This is a genomic window from Symmachiella dynata, from assembly GCF_007747995.1.
GTDB classification, from domain to species: Bacteria; Planctomycetota; Planctomycetia; order Planctomycetales; family Planctomycetaceae; genus Symmachiella; species Symmachiella dynata.
On the sequence record NZ_CP036276.1, the window covers coordinates 7,496,829 to 7,519,904 of the forward strand.

18 protein-coding genes and 1 tRNA gene are annotated in these 23,076 nt (G+C 55.0%); 13 read left to right on the top strand and 6 right to left on the bottom strand.

Going from position 1 to position 23,076, the window contains the following annotated elements:
- The first annotated feature begins 4 nt into the window (after positions 1-4).
- Entirely contained in the window at positions 5-928 is a 924-nt protein-coding gene (locus tag Mal52_RS28495) for an AraC family transcriptional regulator (protein WP_197534535.1), read from the top strand.
- Between the two features lie 12 nt (positions 929-940).
- Here Mal52_RS28495 and Mal52_RS28500 read toward each other — a convergent pair whose 3' ends face one another.
- Positions 941-1,423 (bottom strand): hypothetical protein, encoded by a 483-nt coding sequence (locus Mal52_RS28500; protein WP_145380291.1) that lies wholly within the window; start codon positions 1,421-1,423, stop codon positions 941-943.
- Positions 1,424-2,014: 591 nt separating this feature from the next.
- Here Mal52_RS28500 and Mal52_RS28505 point away from each other — a divergent pair.
- Both Mal52_RS28505 and Mal52_RS28510 read left to right on the top strand, forming a co-directional pair.
- Complete coding sequence (locus Mal52_RS28505; protein WP_197534536.1) at positions 2,015-5,065, top strand: right-handed parallel beta-helix repeat-containing protein; 3,051 nt, start codon at positions 2,015-2,017, stop codon at positions 5,063-5,065.
- A gap of 415 nt (positions 5,066-5,480) precedes the next feature.
- Complete coding sequence (locus tag Mal52_RS28510; RefSeq protein WP_197534537.1) at positions 5,481-5,774, top strand: tyrosine-type recombinase/integrase; 294 nt, start codon at positions 5,481-5,483, stop codon at positions 5,772-5,774.
- 109 nt (positions 5,775-5,883) lie between these two features.
- On the opposite strand, the gene Mal52_RS28515 is transcribed toward Mal52_RS28510, so the two are convergent.
- Positions 5,884-5,968 (bottom strand) — tRNA-Leu (locus tag Mal52_RS28515).
- 357 nt (positions 5,969-6,325) lie between these two features.
- On the opposite strand from Mal52_RS28515, the gene Mal52_RS28520 reads away from it, so the two are divergent.
- Positions 6,326-6,793: a hypothetical protein gene (locus Mal52_RS28520; RefSeq protein WP_145380294.1), complete on the top strand. Its 468-nt coding sequence runs from the start codon at positions 6,326-6,328 to the stop codon at positions 6,791-6,793.
- A gap of 77 nt (positions 6,794-6,870) precedes the next feature.
- Here the strand turns inward: Mal52_RS28520 and Mal52_RS28525 are convergent, their stop codons facing one another.
- Positions 6,871-7,368 carry a DinB family protein gene (locus tag Mal52_RS28525; protein ID WP_145380295.1) on the bottom strand — a complete coding sequence of 166 codons (498 nt, stop codon included), beginning with the start codon at positions 7,366-7,368 and terminating at the stop codon, positions 6,871-6,873.
- A gap of 194 nt (positions 7,369-7,562) precedes the next feature.
- Here Mal52_RS28525 and Mal52_RS28530 point away from each other — a divergent pair, with 194 nt between their 5' ends.
- The 3 genes from Mal52_RS28530 to Mal52_RS28540 all read left to right on the top strand — a co-directional run bounded on the left by Mal52_RS28530 (position 7,563) and on the right by Mal52_RS28540 (position 8,948).
- The gene (locus tag Mal52_RS28530; protein ID WP_145380296.1) at positions 7,563-8,003 is read left to right on the top strand and encodes a hypothetical protein; all 441 of its coding nucleotides are present in this window, start codon (positions 7,563-7,565) and stop codon (positions 8,001-8,003) included.
- A 145-nt stretch (positions 8,004-8,148) separates the two neighbouring features.
- Positions 8,149-8,580: an SRPBCC family protein gene (locus tag Mal52_RS28535; RefSeq protein ID WP_145380297.1), complete on the top strand. Its 432-nt coding sequence runs from the start codon at positions 8,149-8,151 to the stop codon at positions 8,578-8,580.
- A gap of 11 nt (positions 8,581-8,591) precedes the next feature.
- On the top strand, positions 8,592-8,948 hold the full coding sequence (locus tag Mal52_RS28540) for an ArsR/SmtB family transcription factor (protein WP_145380298.1): 357 nt from the start codon (positions 8,592-8,594) through the stop codon (positions 8,946-8,948).
- Positions 8,949-9,084: 136 nt separating this feature from the next.
- On the opposite strand, the gene Mal52_RS28545 is transcribed toward Mal52_RS28540, so the two are convergent.
- Positions 9,085-11,040: a S1 family peptidase gene (locus Mal52_RS28545; protein WP_197534538.1), complete on the bottom strand. Its 1,956-nt coding sequence runs from the start codon at positions 11,038-11,040 to the stop codon at positions 9,085-9,087.
- Between the two features lie 648 nt (positions 11,041-11,688).
- Here Mal52_RS28545 and Mal52_RS28550 point away from each other — a divergent pair.
- Both Mal52_RS28550 and arsC read left to right on the top strand, forming a co-directional pair.
- Entirely contained in the window at positions 11,689-13,011 is a 1,323-nt protein-coding gene (locus Mal52_RS28550; protein WP_145380300.1) for a calcium-binding protein, read from the top strand.
- A 188-nt stretch (positions 13,012-13,199) separates the two neighbouring features.
- On the top strand, positions 13,200-13,547 hold the full coding sequence (arsC, locus tag Mal52_RS28555) for an arsenate reductase (glutaredoxin) (protein WP_145380301.1): 348 nt from the start codon (positions 13,200-13,202) through the stop codon (positions 13,545-13,547).
- A gap of 4 nt (positions 13,548-13,551) precedes the next feature.
- Here the strand turns inward: arsC and Mal52_RS28560 are convergent, their stop codons facing one another.
- Positions 13,552-14,334: a hypothetical protein gene (locus Mal52_RS28560; protein ID WP_145380302.1), complete on the bottom strand. Its 783-nt coding sequence runs from the start codon at positions 14,332-14,334 to the stop codon at positions 13,552-13,554.
- Positions 14,335-14,436: 102 nt separating this feature from the next.
- Positions 14,437-15,825, bottom strand: coding sequence for a DUF1501 domain-containing protein (locus tag Mal52_RS28565; protein ID WP_145380303.1), 1,389 nt, complete (start codon positions 15,823-15,825; stop codon positions 14,437-14,439).
- 378 nt (positions 15,826-16,203) lie between these two features.
- On the opposite strand from Mal52_RS28565, the gene Mal52_RS28570 reads away from it, so the two are divergent.
- The 4 genes from Mal52_RS28570 (at position 16,204) to Mal52_RS28585 (ending at position 22,959) form a co-directional block, all read left to right on the top strand.
- Positions 16,204-20,871, top strand: a complete 4,668-nt coding sequence (locus tag Mal52_RS28570) for an outer membrane protein assembly factor BamB family protein (RefSeq protein WP_145380304.1) — start codon at positions 16,204-16,206, stop codon at positions 20,869-20,871.
- 186 nt (positions 20,872-21,057) lie between these two features.
- Positions 21,058-21,789, top strand: a complete 732-nt coding sequence (locus Mal52_RS28575) for a peptidylprolyl isomerase (RefSeq protein ID WP_197534539.1) — start codon at positions 21,058-21,060, stop codon at positions 21,787-21,789.
- Positions 21,790-22,150: 361 nt separating this feature from the next.
- The gene (locus Mal52_RS30050) at positions 22,151-22,447 is read left to right on the top strand and encodes a hypothetical protein (RefSeq protein WP_197534540.1); all 297 of its coding nucleotides are present in this window, start codon (positions 22,151-22,153) and stop codon (positions 22,445-22,447) included.
- 161 nt (positions 22,448-22,608) lie between these two features.
- Positions 22,609-22,959: a hypothetical protein gene (locus Mal52_RS28585; protein ID WP_145380306.1), complete on the top strand. Its 351-nt coding sequence runs from the start codon at positions 22,609-22,611 to the stop codon at positions 22,957-22,959.
- Positions 22,960-23,076: the final 117 nt, after the last annotated feature.

A 23,076-nucleotide genomic window follows, 5' to 3' on the forward strand; every position in this document is an offset into this window, starting at 1 on the left:
CTGTATGCCTGTCGTGAAAACTACTGGGCTGCAATCCCTGTCGACAGAATCAACGGCTCAGGCGCGTCGACCATTCTCTGATCCGCTCACGGCACTCCTGCGCGTCATTGAAGTGCAGTGTTCGTCATTGAAGCTGCTATCACTCACCGCTGATGAGGCCGCTCACCATGCGCTGTGCGGGCCAGCGTTCTATTGGGTGTTGAGCGAGCCCTCGCCGGTATCTGTCAGCGTAGCCGATACCTCGGCGATTGTTGAGCAAGGCGATCTATTCATCGTCACGGCATCCGGCCCCTATCCGTTGGCATTTCACCAACCGCCGACGCCTGGTCATCTTCAACCAACATCGCAATGGATTGCCGCGGAGCTGACGTTTGGGAGAAATGATGTCGAGTCGCTCGTCAGTCTATTGCCCCCACTTCTGAAAGTGCCGTCAGCGATGCAACACCCGGCATTAAAGAATGTGTTGACGCTGTTAAGACACGAGGCCGATGTCGAACAGGCGGGATATGGAGCCATTGCTGATGCGATGGTGCAAACTGTTTTCGCGCTCGCTCTACGACACGAGCAGGGAATCAACGGCGACGCATGTGAAACGTTGTTCCAGACTCCCGTAGAAATCGGAATTGTGAGCACGCTGCTGATGATGCGCAACCATCTCGATTCGCAGTGGACCGTCGATCAGCTTGCCGATTTGGCCGGTATGTCCCGTTCACGCTACGCTGTGCGGTTTACCGAATTCGTTCGGCAGACCCCAATGCGGTACCTTTTTGAATCACGCATGTCCCGCGCCGGTGATCTTCTGCAACAAGACCATTACGGGCTGAAAGAAATCGCTCGGTTGATCGGTTACAAATCAACCTCGGCCTTCAGTACCGCCTTTAAGAAGTGGTCCGGAAAGTCGCCTCAGGAGTACCGCAAGCAGGTCTGAAAAGATAAAATTTCACGCTGTCGTATCGAAACCGACAAGCAAAGACAGCACGGACTCAGCCAGTTTGGACGATTCTGGATCTTGTTGGCCCGCCAGCAAGGATTCGAGGAGTACGGAGAGATCTTGCGTGGAGTCATCGAGCGAAGCGGGCGGAGGAGGACCAGGAGGCGCCCCGGATCCGCGTCGTCCCAGAATCTCTTCGGCGTCAAGACCATGCTCTGCGAATACAGAATTCACCATGTCACGCATTTCGTCCGGAGCCGGCGGAAAGGAACCGGACGACGCGGAGGATTCGAAGGCCGTTTGCAAGTCGGTTTTAATGGCGTCAATCGTTTCCTGGTCTATGCCCGCAGAGTTCAGCACATTGTCAATCCGCTGCTCAAAATGTGCGCCGCGTTGTTTTTCTGTTTCCGCCACTGAACTTGGTGCAATACCGCGTTGCTGCTGAATACTCGCGAAAGTTTGGTTTGATGCGATTGAACCGATTTGAGACATATCCATTTCCCCTCTGACACGAGCGTTATCGTTTTTACTCGTCTCCAATTCTACGTATACAATTCACTGTTCCCAAATTGTGGTAGCACTATCTATATCGGAACGGTGTCCAGTGGAAGTCCATGCTCGCGACGACGCAATTCGTTTGCCATCGTCCCGGCACATTCAGCGACGGTCCGCGTACTTCCTTGTTTGACAATCAAGCCCCGCGGCGATGGGACGAACCTTAGAACTGAACACCGTTCTCAGTTCTGAGCGAAGAGCTCAGGGCTTCCGTCGCGAAGAGGCATTGCAACTGACCGCTATCGTGCCCAAAACACTCAAAAGTATTCGTCATCATCTCGATCGCGAACCTGCCTGTTGACACAATGCCGTGCTTCCAAGTATTCAGCTTTTCCAATCAAGCGCATCGTAACGACCGTTACCCGGCGATCGATCATGCTTGAAACTTCGACTCAACTCACCTCTCCCCTCTCTTTCCGCAATTCTCACAGGCCGGCTACACCGACCAGGGCGTCTTATCGCCGTTGAGCGTCGTTGTATGCCGTCAGGTCTGACGTTATGCACAGCATACACTTAAGGAACGATTCCATGGCGCCCATAAAACGGATTGATCAAATCAAACGCCGAGACAACAGCACCAACCTGCGGTTGATTCGCACATGCGGGTTGCTGGGATTGTTTGCTGTGCCATTCCTTCTCCTGCACACCTTTGCGATGATCGCGCAGGCTGAAGATGACTTCCAGGGAGTGACCGGTCGATTGCGGCATATCGCATTTCCGACCTTCGGACGCGATGAATCGCTCTCCAGCTTAGAAGTCATGCCCTACATGATCTCCGAAGACTATATGTTTTTTGGCGATGCACGATTCAACATGGACAACGATACCCGCTTCACCGGCAACGGCGGGATTGGCTATCGCGAATGGATCCCGGCATGGAACCGCCTGCTGGGCGCAAGCGTCTGGTATGACTACGACGATTCGTCCGGTTCATCTTTTCAAGGAACCGGGCTCTCATTGGAATCGTACGGTAGTATCTGGGACTTCCGCAGCAACATCTATATTCCTGTTGGCGACACGACCCAAAACAGCGTGAACGGCTTGTCGAACTTTCGCTTTGTTGGAAACGAAATCGTTTTTGATCGCTTGCGAATCATTGCCGACGCTCAGCCAGGATTTGATATGGAACTCGGAGGGTTGGTTCCGTCGCAGTTCGCATCGGATCATAACCTACGCGTGTTCGGGGGTTTTTATCAGTTCTTCGGCAACCAAACGCCCGACATCACCGGCTTTAAAACTCGTATCCAAGGCAACATTACTGAAACGATTACCACGCAGGTCGAACTGACCGACGACGATACATTCGGCACCAATGTCACACTCGCCGTATCCATTGGTTTGGGCGGGCCCGCACATGGTGTTGATGATTCTGATGGTAAGTTGCAACAGATGTCTCGTTACGTAAACCGCAACTACAACATCATCGTCAGCAAACAACAGGACAATCTCTATAACATTCCGGTAATCAATCCCAGCAACGGCACGCCATATATCATTCGACACGTTGAAACGTCCGCCACAGGATCCGGTTCCGGAACGCTGGACGATCCGTACCAGTCAATCTCCGCAGCCCAAGCCGTCGACGGCGACGTGATCTATGTGCATTCGGGGAGTGTGATTGAATCTGCCGTCGTGCTGAACCCCGACGACCGCGTGTTAGGGGAAGGGGTCGAACATTACTTGGCAACGGAAAACTACGGTGATGTCATGCTTCCCTCAGCCACAGCGGGAACCACAGTTCCGGTGCTTCGTGGCATTTCGGGCAATGCGGTGACCTTGGCCTCACGTTCCGAATTCTCCGGTTTTGCAATCGAAGAGACTACAGGACATGGCATCCTGGGCGACGACATCGACGGAGCGACTGTGCGCAATGTCAGCATTCGATCCGCCACCGGCGACGGTGTCTTCTTGGCCGATGCGACCAGGACCGTATTGTTTGAGAACATGGACTTCTCTGAAATAAATGGAGCGGCATTCCACCTGAACAACGGCTCAGCCGACGTGGTCGTCGATGGCACAATCACCAACTCCGCCGGTCGGTCGGTCTTGATCGAAAACAACAACGGCACCATCGATTTGGAAGAGACTGACATTGTCGACAACGGAGGATCCGGGATTCTCGTCAGAAATAATGACGGCGACATCATCTTCGGCGATATCGATGTGCGCAACAGTTTGGCCAGCGGAATTGAGATTCAAGGGGGCGAGGGGACATTGGAATTTGTCGGAGAGACTCAAGTTGTCAACTCCGCCGCAGCGGGAATCAATGTCAATGGTTTGCAAGGAACGGCAACATTCACCGATGCCTACATCAAAAACCTCAACGGCTCCCAAGGCGTACACATTCAGGACGTAACGGGGACCACGTCGTTTACCAATCTGGATGTCATCACCCGTGACGGCACCGGTTTGTTTGCCCTGGACGGTGGTGACGTGCAGATTTTGGATGGCACAATCGCGGCAGAAGATGCCTCCGCCGTTTCGCTGGAAGATTCACGCATGGACATCGTTCTCACGCGCGTCGACAGCTCCAACACCAGTGCCGGTATCCGTATCCAGGATAGTTCGGGAACCTTTCTGGTCACGGGTGATGGTACGGACGGAAGCGGAGGTTTGATCACGGGAACCGACACGGGTCTGTTCTTGGATGGGGCCGGGTCGGTGGGTATGCAGTCGGTGATCTTCGATGAGAACACCGTCGGTATCCAAGCATCAGAGACGAGTCACCTCATCGTACGAACCAGTGAGATCACCGACTCCGACGACGAGGGGATCTTCCTTCAGAACGTCCAAGAATTCGAATTAAGCAATTCCATTCTCGCCAGAAACGACGGAATCAGTCTCCGCAGTCAGTTTGATGAGGCGGGAAGCTACAACTACGCCATCATCGAAAACTCGATTGATGACATTAAAACGACCGCCGTCAAATTCTCGAACCTCGCGTCCGCCGATCCCGGGACGCTCTCGTTAAGCTTTGATTCCAATGCTGTTGGCGCGGCTGCCGATGGCACTCAAGCGGTCGACATCGATTGGAATGGCACCCTCAATGCATCATTCCTAGCGAATGCGATTGGTGGAGGCGGAGACGGTAACCATGGAATTGACATCAACACTACGTCGACATCCAATCTCGCCCAAGTCACAATCCGGCAGAACGTATTTGGATTTGACGGCGAAAACTCCACGGGTCTTCAACTGACAACTAGCGGGCAATTGCAGACAGACATCGGCGAGAACACGATTGTCTTCAATGCTGCTGATGGAATCGGAGTCGATTTCAATATTGGCCAATCGTCGGACATCAATATTTTTGACAACGTGATCGTGGATAATGTCTCAAGCGGCACGGGGCTGTTGTTCTCCTCGATCAATGGCACATCCGATGTGACGATCAACAACAATAGCATCCAACTGCTCAGCGGCGATGGATTTGTGGACCAAGGAATTATCTTCTCCACAGTCACCGGCGATGTCGAACTCCACGGGACGGAAAACAACATCATTACCGGCGCAACAACCCCGTTCTCAGCCGTCGGCACCACCGGCCAAATCTTCGTCAACGGCGTCAGGGTTCCTTGATCGGCGGTTACAGAAGATTGCAGGAAAGGAAATCCCACCTACTACACCTGCCGAAGTTCTGCGAGCAAAGCGTCCGTGTGTTCATCATCGAGCAAAAACAAATCTTCCGTGCGTTGGAAGCTTGAGGCGGCACGTTCAAAGACAGGAGCAAAATCGACAGACTTTCCAAGATCGGATTGAAGCCGCTCGATGACTCCGCGTCGATGAACTTAGGAGTCCCCAGGACTTCGCATCCAGACCATCGAATTCAAGCGATGAAATCGCCCCCCTGCCGCCGCAGGCGGAACGGGAGGATTCAAGAATCTTTTTGGAGTCTTTGGAAGCTTTTTCGTACGTGACGGATGACGGTGTTGCGACGTGAGGTGTGACCGTGTGGCTGACAGCTTTGTCCCATCACGCAAAACGTAGCAGACCGGTGTCGCTCACAGTTGGGCACGATACGCTCAAGTGTGTCCCTGATTGGATACGCATCCGGGAGCACGCCGGTGTGGGAGATGTGACCTTCAAGCATGCAAGGTCCACCGCCGGTTCAGAACTGGCTGCTGAGCATCCTCTTCCGGTCGTCCAAGGCTGGCTAGGGCACTCAAACCCGAACACGACTTCCCAGTACTATGTCAACTCCCAAGATGCGGTACGGGCAGCGGCGGCTCGCCGGAAAGTGATCGGTGATACCAACGGTGATACCAGCCAGTTGGTGGAACAGGGTTGAGAATGGTCGGTGCTGGTCAGTGGAGTTTTGGTGCTGCGTGGAAATGCGAAGAGGCCACAAAAACGGCGGGAACCGTTTGCGCAGCCTCTTTTGCGGATTTCTATAAGAATAGCCGAGGGGGGACTCGAACCCCCACGCCCTTTACGGACTCGGGATTTTAAGTCCCGTGCGTCTGCCAATTCCGCCACTCGGCCGTGGCAATTTGCTAGCTCCCGACGATGATGGACAGGGCAACACATTGACTCTGCTTCGCCTGTCCTCATCGCTGAAAACTGCCAGTTGCTGATTGTAACCAAACCGCTGCAGAGTTTGAACCGATAAATTGGGTCTCCATATGCCCCTGCTGCAACGTTCTGGGCTCGGGCTGTTTTCGATCCATGCGCCGCCGGTACGCTGGCCAAAGCCTGCAACAGCGGAGTAGCATCCACGGTTAGCAGGCCGGGCGACTATAATCTTCAAACGGCAATCGACGGTGAATATTGTGACCGCGCCGAGGGACCTCAAATATCACCGTACTAATTTTCAAACATTGGTTTTGGCACATTCAGCTCATGAAAACGTCGTTCGATTGGGATTGCACAGTTGAAAACGAAGATGGCGACCAACTCTTCGAATCATCGAGTCCTTGTGATGCATTACAGTTTGCCTGCAAATTAGATGTTGGCACCCTCGAGGCGGTTGGCAAGACCCGTGACAACATCTCATTGAAATTTGACGGCCAATCGTCGCTCATTTTGTATACGACTCCCCAACAGAGACTGCTGCGGCCGCAGTTTCCTTTGAGCGAAGTGTCCGGTGACGGCGTGGAAGACCTGTTCTGCGACTGTTGTGGCATCCAAATCGATGGCGACTATTCCAAATGCACCGACCGCGAAACCGGTTTTGCACTTTGCGAATCCATTCTGGCAGGACGTTTCCCCGAGTCCGACGAAGTCCGCTGGGTACTCTTATTTAACTACGGGCCGCTCGAAACGGAATCATACTTTCAACGGCTTCGACGAATCCTCAGGTTGGGGTAAACCGAAGGGTCGCTGCCAAGCCAGGACACGCAAGTGGATCTGACGTGCAGGGACCCTCAACAACGGCGTTCCCGTGCTCACGCCATCAACGGCCCGCGTCCGGCGGCTCGGCGGGCGTCGGCGACTTGGCCGGCGTGAAAACTGGAGTGAATCGTCATCCCCCCGAAGCACGCTCCCACCGTTCCGAAAAACGGTCCGAATTCTTCTGGGGCGTGACTCGGTTTGTCGAGGTCCGCTTCAGTCAGCGTGTCGAGATGCGCCAGCGTCGCGGCGCGGATCGTTTCGAATTTGGCCATCAATTCGTCCATCGTCGGATATTGGTCTGCATCAGGCGTGGGAGTGGTGCCCATTGCGAATAATTCCTGCAACTCCGGAAAACGATTGGGCTGCCCCAAAATAAAGCCGTCCAGCAAATCGCTTTCGGCGCAGGTGATATGCCCCAGAACCCAGAGCGGATGATTCCCGCCCGCAGAGGTCGGCTGCGTGAGCGGCGCATCGCTCATATCGCTAATCAATCCCATCGCCCAATTCTTGCTGTTTTCCAACGACATCTTGATGAACTCGATCGCGGTCATGGTCTCTCTCCTTGGTCTTTGAAAAAATTGCGAAGTCACTGAGTCGCACTTGACGTGACGTGACTTATTTGTCACGTTACATTAAGTTCACATGTTAGCTGCTTTGTAGAATACGTCAAGTCAAAATCATACCTGCAACTTTCAGCAAGCTGCGAGAGCGGAGATTTGATTTTCTCCTCAGAATGGCCACGCTCATGAAACCCACACCTGTGAAATTGATGCTCGGAACGATCGGCTATCTGTGCATCACCTTTCCGCTGGCCTATGTCTGGCATCTTGTCGCTTTCCAGGCGACTTACGAACGGCTCCATTATTTCTCGCGCTCCGAACCGATCATCGCGTTTGGCTTTGCCGCGATTTTGTTGCAGGGAATTTTGCTGTCTTGGATCTATCCGCAACTTTGTCGCGGTACCTCATTTTTCGGGGGTGTCCTCAAGTTTGCCGCCATCATGGGGGGCTACCATTGGTCCATGCACGTCCTGGCAGCCGCCGCAAAACAAAATATTCAGCCGCTGGGAACATGGTTTCTCATCGAATCGACTTACCTGGCGATTCAATTTTTCCTGGGCAGTTTGTGGCTGGGATGGATCTATCGCACCAAAGCAGTCGAACTCGCAACCGGCGAACAAATGTGAATTCACAATTTCTGGAACGACTTGGTAATAACTAGAACCAGTTTCAAAACCCGGTTGCGCCTGTTCATGCATCCATAATACAAGTGATTGCGTGATGCGTCAGAGGGTTTTGAAACGACTTGTAGAAAGACAATCGGAGAAAACCATGCCTGAAACGCAAGATCTCTCAGTCGATGTGATTCAAACCGTCGACATCCACGCCGCGATCGGCGACTCCTACCAAGCATTGATCCGTCGACTGACCGATGAAAACTCAACGCCCGACAACAAACCGTTGCCGATGGTGCTCGAACAATGGCCGGGGGGCCGCTGGTTTCGCGACTTGGGGAACGGCCAAGGGCACCTGTGGGGCTTTGTGCAGGTCATCAAGCCACCAACACTGATCGAAATCCACGGCCCGATGTTCATGTCCTATCCAGTCGCCGGGCACATCCAATTTCGACTGACACAAATTTCCGGCGGCACCGAATTGTACTTGCGGCATCGCGCATTGGGGCAGGTGGAAGAAGAACATCGCCAAGGCGTGACGCATGGCTGGGAGTATTTTGCCAACACTGTCAAACAACTTGCGGAGTGAAATGATTTCTGATGGCGAAGAACCTGGACCATATTTGGAAAGCCCTGTCGGATCCCACGCGGCGGGAAATCCTTGACTTGCTGCGAGACGGCCCTCGACAAACCACGGAAATCGTGGAAAAGTTTCCGCAGTTGTCACGCTTCGGAGTGATGAAGCATCTCGACACGCTGCGTGAAGCGGGGTTGGTGCATACACGCAGCGAAGGCCGCCTTCGCATCAATTCGCTCAACGTGACCCCCATTCGGCAAATCACAGAACGCTGGATCAGCAAGTACGAGGCATACTGGACCAACACGCTGTTGCGCGTTAAGGAGTCCGCCGAAGCCAGCGAATCGGAGAACTCGGAATCATCCACCAAACGGGCTTAAACCCAGATGACGACACCTGCAACCGTCCCGCTGGCCTCACGCATTAAAAAAACGGTCGTCTGCCGAATTTTGTTTCGGCGGACGACCGTTGGAATTGCTATCGCGGATTTCCCGCAGCGACGTTTTGCGTCAGGCATCAATTGCCCGAATTGACAACGCCGGCCAGTTGGGCTTTGCGGATGATGGAACTTCGTTCTTTCACATACTCCTCATGCCCGGGTTGCCGACGGATGGCTTCGTCGATGTCGGCCAGTGCCCCTTCGAACCACTTGATGTCCTTGTTCATCGTGCCAAGGTCTTTTTTGACCGTTGCACGGAGTGCCAGGAAGTAAGCGGCGTTTTTGCCTTCGAAGGCGACCTTCACGACGTCTTTGTCCTCGAGAACCGTGATCGCTTGCTTGAGGACTTCGGTATTTTCGCGGAAGCGAGCGACGTTGATGCTCTGCCGTGCGAAGTCCAATAAAATCGGCAACGCACGAATGTTGAAGCTCTTCAAATGCAACTCATTCGCCTTGGAGTAGTAACTGAGACTGGCTTCGTAGCAAGCTGCCTGATCCTCACGGGTGAGTTTAACGCGGGTCACATAATCGTCGACCATTTTGGCACGCGTGAGATAAATCTCCCAGTACCATGGAGCCGTTTCTTCCGCTTTGGACATCGCGTCAAAGCATTCAGAGAATTCTCCCTGTTTGTGATGGGCTCGTGCCTGGTTCATGAGATCGATCGCGGTCTGCAGTTTTGCCACCTGCGGATTTTGATTCTCGATGAAAATCGGCTCAGGCATTTCGGCCGGAGAGTTGTTGATTTTGTCGGCTAACTGAAAATGTCCCAGCATGTCCCACAGGGCATCCACACGGATTCCATAGGCGACCTTGGTGCCATCCTTGAGGTTCGTCACAGCATGATTGACGACCACCACGCGGCCATTGTCCAGAAAGATCGGGGAACCGCTGAAACCGGGATAGTTGGGACCGGAGTAGACCACGCGACGTCGGTTTTCCACACGTTGGTCTTCGGGGTGTCCATTCAGTTTTTCCAGACGGCTGACCGTTCCCGTGACGAACGTGGCTTGAGCGAACTGCCCACTGGCCGCTTGCGTGTTGTAGGCCGGATAGCCATACATTCCAATTTCAGCACCGACGATGGACTTGGCTTGTTCCGGATCGGCCAAGACGACTTCGGCCGGTAGATCCGGACCAATTTTTTCCAATTGCAAAATCGCCAAGTCGGTTCCGCGGGGATCCACCGATCCCACCTTCGGGTCTTGCGATTTCATGACGGTCTGATTGTCTTCACGCATCGTCCGCAACGTATCGGGATGGAACCAGCGCCGCGTCACTTTGTATTCGGTGCGGGTTTCGTTCAACACCACGGTTTCGGCAATATCCGCGACATGCGCGTTGGTAGCCAACAGTCGGTGCTTTTTAGAAATCACGAAAGCGGTACCGTGCGATTTGTTTTTGCTGTCTTTGACCAACAACACCGCTCGCTTGTAGCGATCCACCGCTGCTTGGAAACCTTTGGTTGCGGGCAATTCCGGTGTGGTGATTTTTTTAGCGGTGACGGTCTTCTTCATCGGAGGCGTTTGGGGATCGGCCTTGACCGGCGCCTCGTCCTTGGCCTCCGACTTGCGGAAGCGGACTTTCATCTCGGTCGAGAGTTTGGCGGTTTTGTCTTTCGAGGTGATCTTGCCGATCAGCAAGCCTTCGTCGTTGGAGGCAATTTTGCCCTCGGCAATGATAGCTGTCCCTAAACCTTGGGGAAGTTCGACATAGACCTCGAATGTGGCTCCCTTTTTGAGAGCGGCTGATTCGTCGCTGGTGAGCACCAATGACGATCCGCGTACGGCTAAGATCGCGCCTTCTGCCAGATAGGGCGACTCGGCCGGTTTTTCTGTTTCCGCCGGTTTCGCTACTTCGACAGGTTCGGCCACTTCAGCCGCGTCAGTTGCCGGTGCGGCTTGAGCGGCCCCGGCTTCGGTATCAGTCGCTGCCGCGGACGGGGTGTCGTCTGCGACTCCTTGTTGCGGGACATGCGCCAGCAAGAGCGACGCGAACCAAGCGAATATCAGCAGGCTGCATTTTCGATGCATAATCATCCCCTGTTTGGAAGTTGAGATGGCCCAATTGTAGTCAACAGATCGTTTCGCTGTCGGCCCGCACTCGCAATGATACACACTTTTAAGATGGAAAGTCGCCAAAAAAACCGGACATGAGAATCAAGTCGAATAGGATATTTTTTGCGAGTTTTTTGAATGACCGGATAGCGAACCGTAAGCAGCCACCATCTCCAGCCGCCTGGAGACGTGCAAACGACGTACCAGTTGGACCAACCGAACCGGCAATTTTTTGTGCAAAGCATTACAGACAATAAGCTTGCGTTATCAAGTGCTCACTGACTGTGCCCCCAAGCCCCTGCCTGCGTCTCTCAAAAGCTAGGCAGCAAGCGGTGCAAATGCGGCAGTTGCCCCAGTCGCCTCGCTTTTCGGTGAATGGCATTACGTAGACCCATTTCGCTCCTCAGCACACGAATGGCTGCGTTTTTCTCCAGGTCGATCCAGCATTTCCCCTCCCGAATTCTGTGAAAACCGCATTTTTTATGCCCTGCGGTGGCGCGTTGGAGCGAGAACTCGGCATTTCAGTGTAGAGCGGTAACAAATCGCTCACAGCAACGCTAAGCAACTTATCAAAACAAACTACTCCCCCACACACACCGCACACTGAACCTAAGGAACTTAGTTATGGCTCTCTCCCCCAACCGCAACATGAAATTTGAAGCTCTCGAAGATCGCCGCGTGATGACCGCCAATGTCGACATCGACTTGGACGACGGCATCCTCACAATCGAAGGGACTGACGAAAACGACATCGTCGAAATCACCTACGAATACGACGACGGCCAGATCGATGAAGTGGTGGTCACCGTCTACGACGAAGATGGCGACGTGATCAAGGATCGCGACTACAACGTCGAGGACGTCAACTGGATTGTGGCCAACCTGGGTGCCGGCAACGACGGAATCGTCAACAACACCGACATCAACATGAATGCCAACGGTGGAGCGGGGAACGACACACTCGTCGGTGGAACGCAAGCGGACAACCTGTTCGGCGGCGACGGCAACGACATCTTAAGCGGCAACGACGGAAACGATTACTTAAACGGCCAGGCGGGCAACGACACGATTTATGGAGGGAACGGCAACGACCAACTCTATGGCGAAGCCGGTAATGACCTGCTCTTCGGCCAGGACGGAAACGACAATCTCCGCGGGGGTGACGGCTTCGACATGATGTACGGCGAAGCGGGCAATGATACCCTCCGCGGCGACGACGGGAACGACTTCCTCAATGGAGGAGCGGGCAATGACTACATGTACGGCAATGACGGGAACGACCGGATGTATGGCGGAGACGGCAACGATCGCATGTACGGCGGTATCGGCGGCGACTTGATGTATGGTCAGGATGGATTCGATTCGCTGTACGGCGAAGCGGGCAGCGATTCATTGTACGGCGGCGATGACAACGACCGGCTCGACGGTGGAGCAGACCGCGACTTCATGTATGGCGATGCCGGCAACGACGTGTTGCTAGGCGGAACCGGCAACGACTACATGCGTGGCGGAGACGGCAACGATTCCATCTGGGGTCAAGACGGGGCCGACAGCATCTACGGTGACAACGGGAACGACCAACTGGTCGGCAATGCAGGCGACGATTACATGCGGGGCGGCAACGGGAACGACCGTATGTGGGGCAGTAACGGTAACGATCGCATCTACGGGGATGCCGGGAATGATTACCTCTACGGAGGGAACGACAACGACTACATCAATGGCGGACTCGGAGCCGATCGCCTATACGGCCAAAACGGCAACGACACGTTGGATGGCGGTTACGACGCGAGCAACTACGACTGGCTGTACGGCGGAGCGGGTGCGGACAATCTGCGTCAAAACCTGAAGCGGATTAATCCCAACGCCTACTACTACATCTCGACGGCCTACTTGATGGACTACGCATCGGGTGAAGACACGATTTCCTATAGCTACTTCGGCTAGGAATCAAAAACGTGGGGTAGGGCGATGCCTCGTCGCGGAGAAATCCGCGGCGGGGCTTTTTATTTGTCGTAGCGCAGCAAGTGCTTTGCTCTCCTGATTTTGTACAATGCCGGTTTCAGCTATAGTGGACTCGCGCCGCCACCTGTTGAGTTTAGTGAGTACAAATCATCCACCGAAGTTACGACACGATGAAAATCTACCACAACCCCCGCTGTTCCAAGAGCCGACAAACCCTGCAGTTGATCCGCGAGGCGGGCATCGAGCCGGATGTTGTCGAATACCTCAAAACGCCTCCGACTGCAGACGAGTTAGACGCGATCTTGAAGAAACTAAAGATTGAGCCGAGCGCATTGTTTCGCACAGGCGAGGCCGTTTATAAGGAGCTTGGCTTGAAGGGGTGCGAATTGACGCGCGAGGAAGCCATTGCGCTGCTGGTCGAGCATCCTCAACTGATCGAACGTCCCATCGTCGTCAAAGGCCGCCAAGCCATCTTGGGCCGTCCGCCGGAAAACGTGCAGGCGTTGTTGCCGAAGTGAGCCGTTATTTTTTCTTCGGCGGCAGGCGAATCCGCAGCGAGCGGATTTGGATGTCCTTGGGCCCGTAGCGCGTATCATAGGTGCCGAGAATAATTTGGCCCCGTTGATAATTGGGCAGCGGCATGTCGCGGATCACAGCAGTTCGATTCCCGATTTTCAGATTCAACTTTTTGTTCTCGACGCTCATCCAAAACGGCTGTTCTCCCTTCCAGCGATACTTGTGTAACTCCTCGCCACTATCGAGTGCGTCGCGATCTTCGAATTCCGTGGCAAACCAAGGACTGCCGCTTTGTTTAAAGGTGATGTTATACAGTCCGTATCCGTTGCCGTCTTTCCAACCCAACAGCCAAAACCAACCGCCTACGCCTTCGGCGTTGATCCGTCCTTCCAGTTCAAAATCCTCGGCCTCGGCCAATGTCAGTGCCGCATTCGCACCCGCAGTGCGTTTGATCAGTCCTTGTTGAATCCCCCATTGACCGTCGGTTTGAAATTTGCCGAGTTGGTACGGATCGCCCGGGCGAGGACCGACAAACTCCAACGTATCGTTGGCCAGCACCGGGAATTTATCGAGCGGGATGACTGTCTTGCGCTTCGTCGGTTGGCCGGAAAAAAGGATCTGCCAGTTTCGCTCAGGAACCAGCGGAGTTTTCTTTGGCCCCGCCTTACCCTGGGCAAACACGGGACCAGCTGTCCCGTTCAGCAGGAACAGGGTTAAGGCGACAATGGTCACAAAGCCGACCATGTTGCTGGAATGCCAAACAGTGCAGTGCGAATAGCGAGCAGCCATATCGTGCCACCGATCAAAGAGACGACGAACCTCGATCCACGCGACACGCCGCAGAAATGCTCGTGACACGACATCTCTACCATCATGCACCAGATTGCTGTGCTATGCAAATAATGGCAGCATCGGGTGGCCGGTGTAGACGAATTGCGGGCGGCCGGAGCGGTCGGGCACCATGAGTTCTTCGGGGATACCGAGTGCATGATAAATTGTCGCCGCGAAATCCAGCGGTGAGACCGGATTGTCTTTCGGAGCGGCCGCTTGAGCGTCGCTTCTGCCATAAACTTGACCGCCGCGAATCCCGCCACCGGCCAACAGTCCGTTGTAGCACCGCGGCCAATGGTTCCGCCCCGCATTGTTGGAATCGATTTTCGGATTGCGACCGAACTCACCGACCCAAGCCACGATGGTCTCATCCAACAGGCCTCGTTCCTCCAGATCAACCAGCAGTGTGGACAAGGCTTGATCCGCAGGTGGGACGAGATCGTTTTTCATGCGATTGAAATTGTTGCCGTGCGTATCCCAGAAATTTCGGCCGTCGTTGTGCCAATTGATCGAGACAAACGGCACGCCACGCTCCACGAGTCGCCGCGCCATCAGCACGCATTGTCCATGCAGGTTGCGTCCGTAACGATCGCGGACCGCGTCTGGCTCCCCATTCAAGTCAAACGCCTGCCGCGTGCGGTCTGAGCCCAATAACTGAAACGCTTGCTGTTGTTGCCCGGCGACATCCACGACTTGTGCGGAGCGGTCCAGCGCCGCCCGCTGGGCATCGATGTTGCCCAACAATGCGCGGCGATCCCGCAGACGGTCGACCGACATCCCGTCGATCAATCGCAGCGCGGGGACATTCCAATCCGGTTTGCTCGGGTCGCCCGTTACCAAAAAGGGATCGAACTTGTGACCCAACCAACCACCATGTTGTCCCGGCGCGCGGCCGCCCGGGGCTGCGGGGTGGAGTGCCAACCAGGGCATCGTCACAAACGAGGGCAGCGTGGCCGGCATGGGCCGCAGTCGCGACATCATGCTTCCCATGTGCGGCGTGTCTTTTTCGCTGGGGGGAGCCGCGTCGCTGTTGATCACCGGTGCCCAATGCCCCGTGAGCGTCGCATGTCCACTGGAAAGATGCGCCGGATCGGTATGATTCAATGAACGGACGACCGCCACTTTGTCCATTTGCTGCGAAAGGTTTTGGAACAGTTCGCAGATTTGCACACCGGGAGCAGCGGTGTCGATCGGATTGAATTCCCCGCGTACTTCGGACGGTGCATGCGGTTTGGGATCAAAGGTTTCTAGTTGACTGGGGCCGCCCCACATGAAAAGAAAAATACATGCCTTGGCCGATCCAAAACCGACCGGTCCCGAACCGGCCTCTGCCGCCCGCGCGCTGCCGGGAAGACCTGCGCCCAGCAAGCTCAACGCACCGGCTTGCAACAGATCACGACGATTCAGTCGTGACGAGGTGCGGAATTCGTGGCAACTTGGGCGGGACATTCTGCAGGCTCTTTTTTGACAGGCAGTGTTCAACACGTAAAGATTCGTTTATATTTTCATTTTCGGCCGGATCTATGTCAAGCTGGAAGTGGAATCGCCCTCAAAAGCTTGAATCCGCTATAATAATTGTTGATCGGCAAGGATGGATCGATCAAGACGGTGATGAAATCAGCACGGCCTTCTAAAAACGTATTGTCACACGTCAAGAATTGACACGGCGAGAATCTCTCACGAAATTGTCAGAAATTCGTGCGGGGCTGATGAGGCTCGAATCGACAATCGCAATACGATTCTTATAGCAGGCACAGGCATCGTTGCGAATTTGACCTGATTGATCGGGTGAAATCGCTGTTTCAAGGACGAGGAGAGTTTCTGCAAATGAGTCTTCCTATGCAATCGATGTGGCGCAGCCGACGCGCAGCGTGGACAGTGCTGATGCTGATGCTGGGGAGTTTGCTCCCGTGCACCGTTGGTCTAGCCCAGCAATTCATTCCGGGCGGACCCGTTCAAGCGATGGCGCCCGCTGACGCCTTTCCGCAACACTCGAAACTCGGGCGACAATTGCTGATGGCGCAGGAGGAACTGGCGGCGAAGAATTATCGCGTCGGCTTACGTCGCCTGGGGCTGATCGTGGGCAGCGAACCGGTCCGCGGCACTCCTGACAACCAGCCGCTCAGCGAGGATCATTTCTATTCTGCAACGCCCGACGATCTTGCTACGTTTGGAAGCCTCAAAGCAGCCGCGCGTGAAATCATTGCCGCGCTTCCCGCCGACGGACTCGAAGTCTACGAGGATCTGTATGGCCGCATGGCACAGGCGGAATTGCAGGCGGCCAGCGCAGCGGGTGATTTCGAAAAAATGGCAGAAATCGCGCGGCGGTATTTTCATACCGCGGCCGGTTACGAAGCGGCTTATCAAGTCGCCGCACATCACATGGATCACGGACGCCCCATGGCAGCCGTGCGGATTTTTGGAGAATTGCTCAAACAGCCCCGCGCCACCCAGCGCTGGGAACCGATGTTATCAACCAAGGCGGCCATATGCTGGGCGCGGGCGGGGCGGGCCTCCGAAGCGGCGGATATTTTGGCGGCGTTAAAACAGCAGCAACCAGCGGATCACATTCTGCTGGGGGGCGCTCGGAAACCCTTGTTTCCCGATCCAGCAGCCGAGGCGGGGAGTCTCCCCGAAATTTATGGTCCCGCCCAATCAACAGGTCGGCGGAATGACGACTTAAGAATGCTGGGAGGCAATCCAACTCGAAATCAGTTCCAGGCTGAAAGCTTTCCGTTTCTGCGGCCCACATGGCGATCGGCCGTGTCAGATAACACTGGCGTCCTCGAGGTTCTGAACCATTGGAAACGCGCGCTGGCCGAGGCGGAGGATCTAAGCATTCCCGCCATCCGTCCGCTACAGGTCGATGATCTATTGCTTGTTAAAATCCTCGGCGACGAAGCGAATCCGACCGGATCGAAAATCCGTGCCTACGATGTCCAGAGCGGTGCTGTTCGTTGGGAGACGGCGGCCGATGCCACCTACGATCCCATGCCACCGAGTCCGACCTACAATGGCGGTCCCTCGCCCGGTGTTGAAAAAATCAAACGAAATACTGTTGCCGAGCAACGCGCTTGGCATGATCACACTTTTGCTGATCTGGCCAGCGACGGCGAGTCAGTCTATAGCGTCGAAGAATTAGACGTCTTTCGGACCTCCAACGGCATGATCACCGCGCCGCTGAGGGTTTATAACTTACTGTGCGCCTATGACCTGCAAACCGGAAAAGCTCTCTGGGAAGTCGGCGGCGGTCCGGGAGAGATTGCGCTTCCGTTGGCTGGGACATTTTTCCTCGGCCCCCCCCTGCCCTTGGATGGACGTTTGTACGTGATCGCCGAACAGGATCGTCACATCCGGATGCTGGTGCTCAACCCGCAAAACGGTGAACTGTTGTGGTCGCAAAGTCTCTTCGTGGTCAATGCCGGTCGGCAATCCTTGGTGCTGGATGTCTGGAGGCGAGTGGCCGGTCTGAGTCCGGCATACTCTGAAGGTTTGATCATTTGTCCCACGGGAGTGGGAGGCGTTGTTGCGTTTGACGTGGAAAGCCGCGAACTTCAATGGCATTTCACCTACGAAAATGCTTCCGGCCCGGCCCGGACAACACGGCGGTTTGCCGCGTCCCCTTCATCGCACCGCATGATGCCCGGCCAAGAAGGTCAACGCTGGTTAAATACCACACCGTTGATCGCCGAAGGGCGCGTGCTGATCGCACCGCAAGATGCGCGGCAATTGTACTGCATCGATGTCCTCACCGGCGAACTCTTGTGGCGCAAACAGCAAGTCGATCGGCTGCAAATCGTGGGGGTTCACGATGGAAACGTCGTTGTGTTGGGCAAACACGAACTTGAACTGTTTCAGCTCGAAACAGGCGAACCAGTTTTTAAAGCGCCGATTCCCATCCCCTCCCCCAGTGGACGTGCGGTGCTTTGCGGTGAGAACGTTCTGGTGCCGTTGAGTAGCGGCGAACTGGTCGTGATTGATCTAGCGTCGGGATCGATCGTGAACCGTGCAGCAACACCTGACGGTACGGTCCCCGGGAACCTGCTCTGTTTGCCTGATGCGGTTGTTTCGCAGGGGCTCACGGAGATGGCGGTTTATGAAGATTTCAGCCGCGCTAAACAACGCATCGCCGCACGCCTTCAGGAAAACCCTGCTGACCTGCAAGCGTTGCTGGCCAGCGCAGAAATCGCACAACAAGAAGGCGATTTGGCGGGGGCGATCACCGGTTTTCGTCAGGTCGCAGCAGCCACCAACAACCTAGCTGCCCAAACCCAGTTGCTCGACTTGTTGCTGCAAGGATTACAGACCGATTTTGCCACCTATCAAAATCAAACAGCGGAAATCAGGAACTTATTACAAGTCGTTCAGCCCGAAGCTGCCAACAGTTCGGAGAACGCCACTGATAGTGTTGTCGGTGCTCTCGATCCTATTCAGCAAGATGCGGCGTTACTGACCCAGCCGGATCGGCGGGGACTCTTCCTGCGCAGCCTGGGAGAAGGGTTTGCCGCTCAAGGAAATCCAGCCGCCGCGTTGGAGGCTTATTTGGAGTATTCCTCCACGGGACGCGGGGATTGGTTCGACGAGGTGCGGCCCGGTTGGGGGATTCGTCGGGACCAATGGTTCGCGGCACGGCTGTCGGAACTGTTGCACGGTGCGTCGGCCGAGCAAAAAGCCATCCTGGACCAACAGGCAGAGCAGGAATTCTCCACTGCAATCAATCCCATTCAGTCGGAACAGTTGCGTCGTTTTGTTGTTCGCTATGGCAACCATCCGTTGGTCAGCAAAGCCCTGCGCGCGATGGTCGACGCCACCGCCGATGGGATACACCCGTTAGAATCCGAATTCGCTTTATTGCGCTTGCGCCGCAGCACCGATGAGCAGACCGTGGCGTTTGCGACCGCGAAATTGGCCGCCTTGTCGATCGATTTTGGCCGGTACTCCGATGCAGCCGGCTACCTGCAAGAATTGCGGTCACTCTGGGCCGAGACGCCCATCTTGGATAAGAAAACAGGCAATGAACTGGTCGAATCCTGGTCCACCGATCCACTGGTCGCCGAACGACTGTCCGACAAATCCCCTTGGCTGATGGGCCGCGTTGATGTGGTCGATGAGAAAAAAATTCAACAGTCGCGCTCCATCGCGCAGCCGGTCAATGTGTTGGAAGTCCGCGAACGGCACAGTCCGCCGCTCGCGCTGCAATGGTCCATGACAAACGGATCGACCACCGCGACCTTGACCGCCCGAGACGGCAACACAACACCGGTCTGGAATGTCGATGTTCCCACCGGCGACGGAGGCCGAATCAATTTCAACAGTTACGCGCGCGCCTGCGGCGACTTGATAGTGTTGATGTCGGGCAACGAAATTCTCGCTGTGGATGCCCTCGGCTGGCAAAGCGGCACGGGAGTGGATGATGCTCAAGTCTCCACCGGACAGGTGCTGTGGCGCAAATACTTAAGGGGGCCGTATCCTCGTCGCGGCGTCGCTAGGCGTAGCAACAATTCTTGGGGCTTTGATCCACGGGGCCGCCAACTGGGCGTACTGGGTCCGGTGACAACTGAAGGCGTGTTCTACCGATCGGGTCGATCCATTTTTGCTGTGGCCACCATGACCGGAGAAACGTTGTGGCAACGGGGAGGCGTGGATCGTAATAGCAGGTTGTTTGCCGATGAAGACCGATTGATGGTCGTCTCGGGAGACGGGAAAACGGTCAAGTATTTCCGAATGACAGACGGAGCTGAATTGGGAACTCGCGACTATATTCCCGGAAAGCAACTGATTGCCGCCGTCGACGGAAACGTATTGAGTTTGGCATTTGCCAACGATCAATTGGTCATTCAGCAACAACACCTTTGGTCAGGCGACATGCTATGGAAACGGGAATTTCACCAACGCAGCCACTTCACGCGTGTGGGACACGACGAAATTGCGGTGTTTTCACCCGAAGGGCGACTGACGGTGTTGAACATCACGGACGGGACGACAGTCTTTGAAACCGATTTGGAGTATCCGCCAGAAACCAAATCGATTGCGGTATTTCCAGCCGACGACATCTATACGGTGATTGTCAATCATCCTGTGCCGGGGCGCAGGGGTCGCACCGCGGTTCCCGGCAATTCTCGACAATTGCAGGTCAATGGAACAGTGCATGGCATCGAACGTCGTACAGGAGAGCTGCTTTGGTCGGAAACAGTTGTCGGCCAAGCATTTGATCGGCGGCACCCCAGCGACATTCCGTTACTGTTCTTTGCCAATCGCGTCGTTTCCCGCGTCCGCACCGGCCGCTTCTCCTTTGCCGTACTCTGTCTGGATAAGCGGACCGGCAAACCGGTCTACAAGATCAATTCCCGCAGTGGACAGGTCTTGAATTACGAGGCAGATCCAGAAGCGCAAACCGTCACGTTGGACCTCGGCCGGTCCCTGCTCCGCTTTACGTTTACCGACGAACCGATCACTCCGCAACAGGGCGATCCTGCGGCAGAACCGTCAGAGTGACACTCGACATTGCCCAAACGTCAATGTTGACTCTGCCCGGTAATTTGCAGAATCGCTCCGGTTTCGCCGGTTTCTAGTAGAACCTCGTCCACGGTTTGTTTAACGTGTTCTTGGAACTCCGTGCGCCTGCGCGGACTCAATTCACATTTAATTTCCCTTAGGATGACTCTCAAGGAGTTTGATCACATGGCGGAGGCAACGACTACAGTGCAACAGGATGACATTATCGCGCGGCTGAAATTGAGCGGGGCATGGTTTGCAGCTGCAGCCGAGTTGGAATTTGAAGGTCTCATCAGCAAAGTCGCTGCCGACGAAGGAGTGGCAGTCAGCGATGATGAATTGCAAAGCGAATTCGACGCGTTTCGCGCTGATTTGGACCTGTTCAAGGCCGAAGAAACCAACGCTTGGCTGGCCGATTCCGGTATCACCGTCGAGCAGGTTGAAGCGATGCTTGAATCCAATATCTTGCAGGCCAAATTGGCGGACAAACTGATCGACGACGCACAGATCGATGCGCACTACAACCAAAACCCAGCCGCGTTCGACTATGCAGAAATCAGCCAACTGGTCGTCGACAACTCCGGTGCCGCTGGAGAATTGGCGCTGAGCATTCGCGAAGAAGGTGAAGATTTCGCCGCCTTGGCTGCTGAGCACTCGCTGGATGATTCGACCAGTTCCGATGGGGGCTACTTGGGACTGATTTCTCGTGAAGAAGCGGGCGGACTGCCGGGCGACATCGCCGATCGGATTTTTGCTGCTTCTGAGTCCGAAGTGATTGGTCCCTTCGAAGTGCCGGGCGGCGGTCATCTGATCATCCGTGTCGAAGAAGTCGGCAAACACGAATTAGACGATGACCTGCGGGCTGTCTTGCGGGGCCAGTTGTTCGATGCACACATGGCCCAATTGGCTGACAATTAAAAAAGAAGGGGCACCAATCGCTGACGGCCTGCGGCCAAGTGTCTTCAATTAGACTCCAAGTGGAGATCAAAACGACAACACCAACCGAGTCCAAGGCGAAGAGTTTGCTGGCGAGTTTGGGCATTTCCCAATGAGAGCCTTACAAATCACCGTGATAAAAAAGTTTCTTAAACCGTTACTATGAATGAGCTTGCGAGAAATACACACATACGGCTGTGTCCGGTTTTTCTCGATAAGCGTGATCCGATTACCTGACTGGCACGATTCCTGCGATTGTAGTTTATCAGTCAAGTCAAAACGGATCATGTGATCCACCAACGGAGAAACAAGAAAAGACACTCTTTATTGTTGGAGAAGCAAAATGTCATGCGTCAAGATTGAGGATCTGTCCGTCGAGCGAACTTTGGAAGAGAGTGAAACCAACGACATTGTCGGTGCCGGTGGATTCGCCGTGCACACCGGTCCTTACGGCGGGGGTGTACGTTGGAACGGCGGTAGCATCTATTGGGGTAACGGCGGACGATACCGTCGTCCTTGGGGTGGACACCGCGGTGGACATCGGGGTGGTTACTGGGGCGGGCCTCATCGTGGCGGACACGGTGGCAGACACGGCGGCCGACACGGTGGTGGACATCACCATGGCAGACGTCGTCCTTAATCGACATCCGGCAACAGACAGGACAAGGCGTGCCGAATCCTACGATTCGGTGACGCCCTCCTGAAGCCGCTTGTCATTTTGCTTCATGATCGCAGAGCGGTTACTGATTCCACGAAACGTTTTACAAAAAACCACAACACGTACTTGGGGAGAAACAACTGATGTCACGCGTCAAAATTGAAGACTTGTCCGTCGAGCGTACTTTGGAAGAGAGTGAAACCAGCGACATCGTCGGTGCCGGTGGATTCGCCGTGCACACCGGCCCCTACGGCGGGGGCGTGCATTGGAATGGTGGAAGCGTCCATTGGGGTGGCGGCGGATATTATCGCCGACCCTGGGGTGGACATCATGGCGGACATTGGGGTGGCCATCACGGCGGCCATCACGGCGGACACTGGGGCGGTCATCGTGGTGGACACCGAGGCGGTCACTGGGGTGGACATCGCGGTGGACATCGCGGAGGTCACGGTGGTGGACATCATCACCATGGTGGAGGGCGTCGTCGACCCTAAACCGTAATTTCAGGTTTCAATCAGAATTGGGCGTGCCGAGGTTTCATAACCTAGGGGCGCCCTTTTTTACCCCTTGAGCGAATTTGCTTCTCCGCTTGAGAACTTTTGGGAAACGAT

Bases quoted from the DNA above. Each gene is read 5' to 3' on its own strand.
- Mal52_RS28495 (WP_197534535.1), top strand. From the start codon at position 5: ATGCCTGTCGTGAAAACTACTGGGCTGCAATCCCTGTCGACAGAATCA.
- Mal52_RS28500 (WP_145380291.1), bottom strand. From the start codon at position 1,423: ATGTCTCAAATCGGTTCAATCGCATCAAACCAAACTTTCGCGAGTATT.
- Mal52_RS28505 (WP_197534536.1), top strand. From the start codon at position 2,015: ATGGCGCCCATAAAACGGATTGATCAAATCAAACGCCGAGACAACAGC.
- Mal52_RS28520 (WP_145380294.1), top strand. From the start codon at position 6,326: ATGAAAACGTCGTTCGATTGGGATTGCACAGTTGAAAACGAAGATGGC.
- Mal52_RS28525 (WP_145380295.1), bottom strand. From the start codon at position 7,368: ATGACCGCGATCGAGTTCATCAAGATGTCGTTGGAAAACAGCAAGAAT.
- Mal52_RS28530 (WP_145380296.1), top strand. From the start codon at position 7,563: ATGAAACCCACACCTGTGAAATTGATGCTCGGAACGATCGGCTATCTG.
- Mal52_RS28535 (WP_145380297.1), top strand. From the start codon at position 8,149: ATGCCTGAAACGCAAGATCTCTCAGTCGATGTGATTCAAACCGTCGAC.
- Mal52_RS28540 (WP_145380298.1), top strand. From the start codon at position 8,592: ATGGCGAAGAACCTGGACCATATTTGGAAAGCCCTGTCGGATCCCACG.
- Mal52_RS28545 (WP_197534538.1), bottom strand. From the start codon at position 11,040: ATGCATCGAAAATGCAGCCTGCTGATATTCGCTTGGTTCGCGTCGCTC.
- Mal52_RS28550 (WP_145380300.1), top strand. From the start codon at position 11,689: ATGGCTCTCTCCCCCAACCGCAACATGAAATTTGAAGCTCTCGAAGAT.
- arsC (WP_145380301.1), top strand. From the start codon at position 13,200: ATGAAAATCTACCACAACCCCCGCTGTTCCAAGAGCCGACAAACCCTG.
- Mal52_RS28560 (WP_145380302.1), bottom strand. From the start codon at position 14,334: ATGGCTGCTCGCTATTCGCACTGCACTGTTTGGCATTCCAGCAACATG.
- Mal52_RS28565 (WP_145380303.1), bottom strand. From the start codon at position 15,825: ATGTCCCGCCCAAGTTGCCACGAATTCCGCACCTCGTCACGACTGAAT.
- Mal52_RS28570 (WP_145380304.1), top strand. From the start codon at position 16,204: ATGAGTCTTCCTATGCAATCGATGTGGCGCAGCCGACGCGCAGCGTGG.
- Mal52_RS28575 (WP_197534539.1), top strand. From the start codon at position 21,058: ATGGCGGAGGCAACGACTACAGTGCAACAGGATGACATTATCGCGCGG.
- Mal52_RS30050 (WP_197534540.1), top strand. From the start codon at position 22,151: ATGTCATGCGTCAAGATTGAGGATCTGTCCGTCGAGCGAACTTTGGAA.
- Mal52_RS28585 (WP_145380306.1), top strand. From the start codon at position 22,609: ATGTCACGCGTCAAAATTGAAGACTTGTCCGTCGAGCGTACTTTGGAA.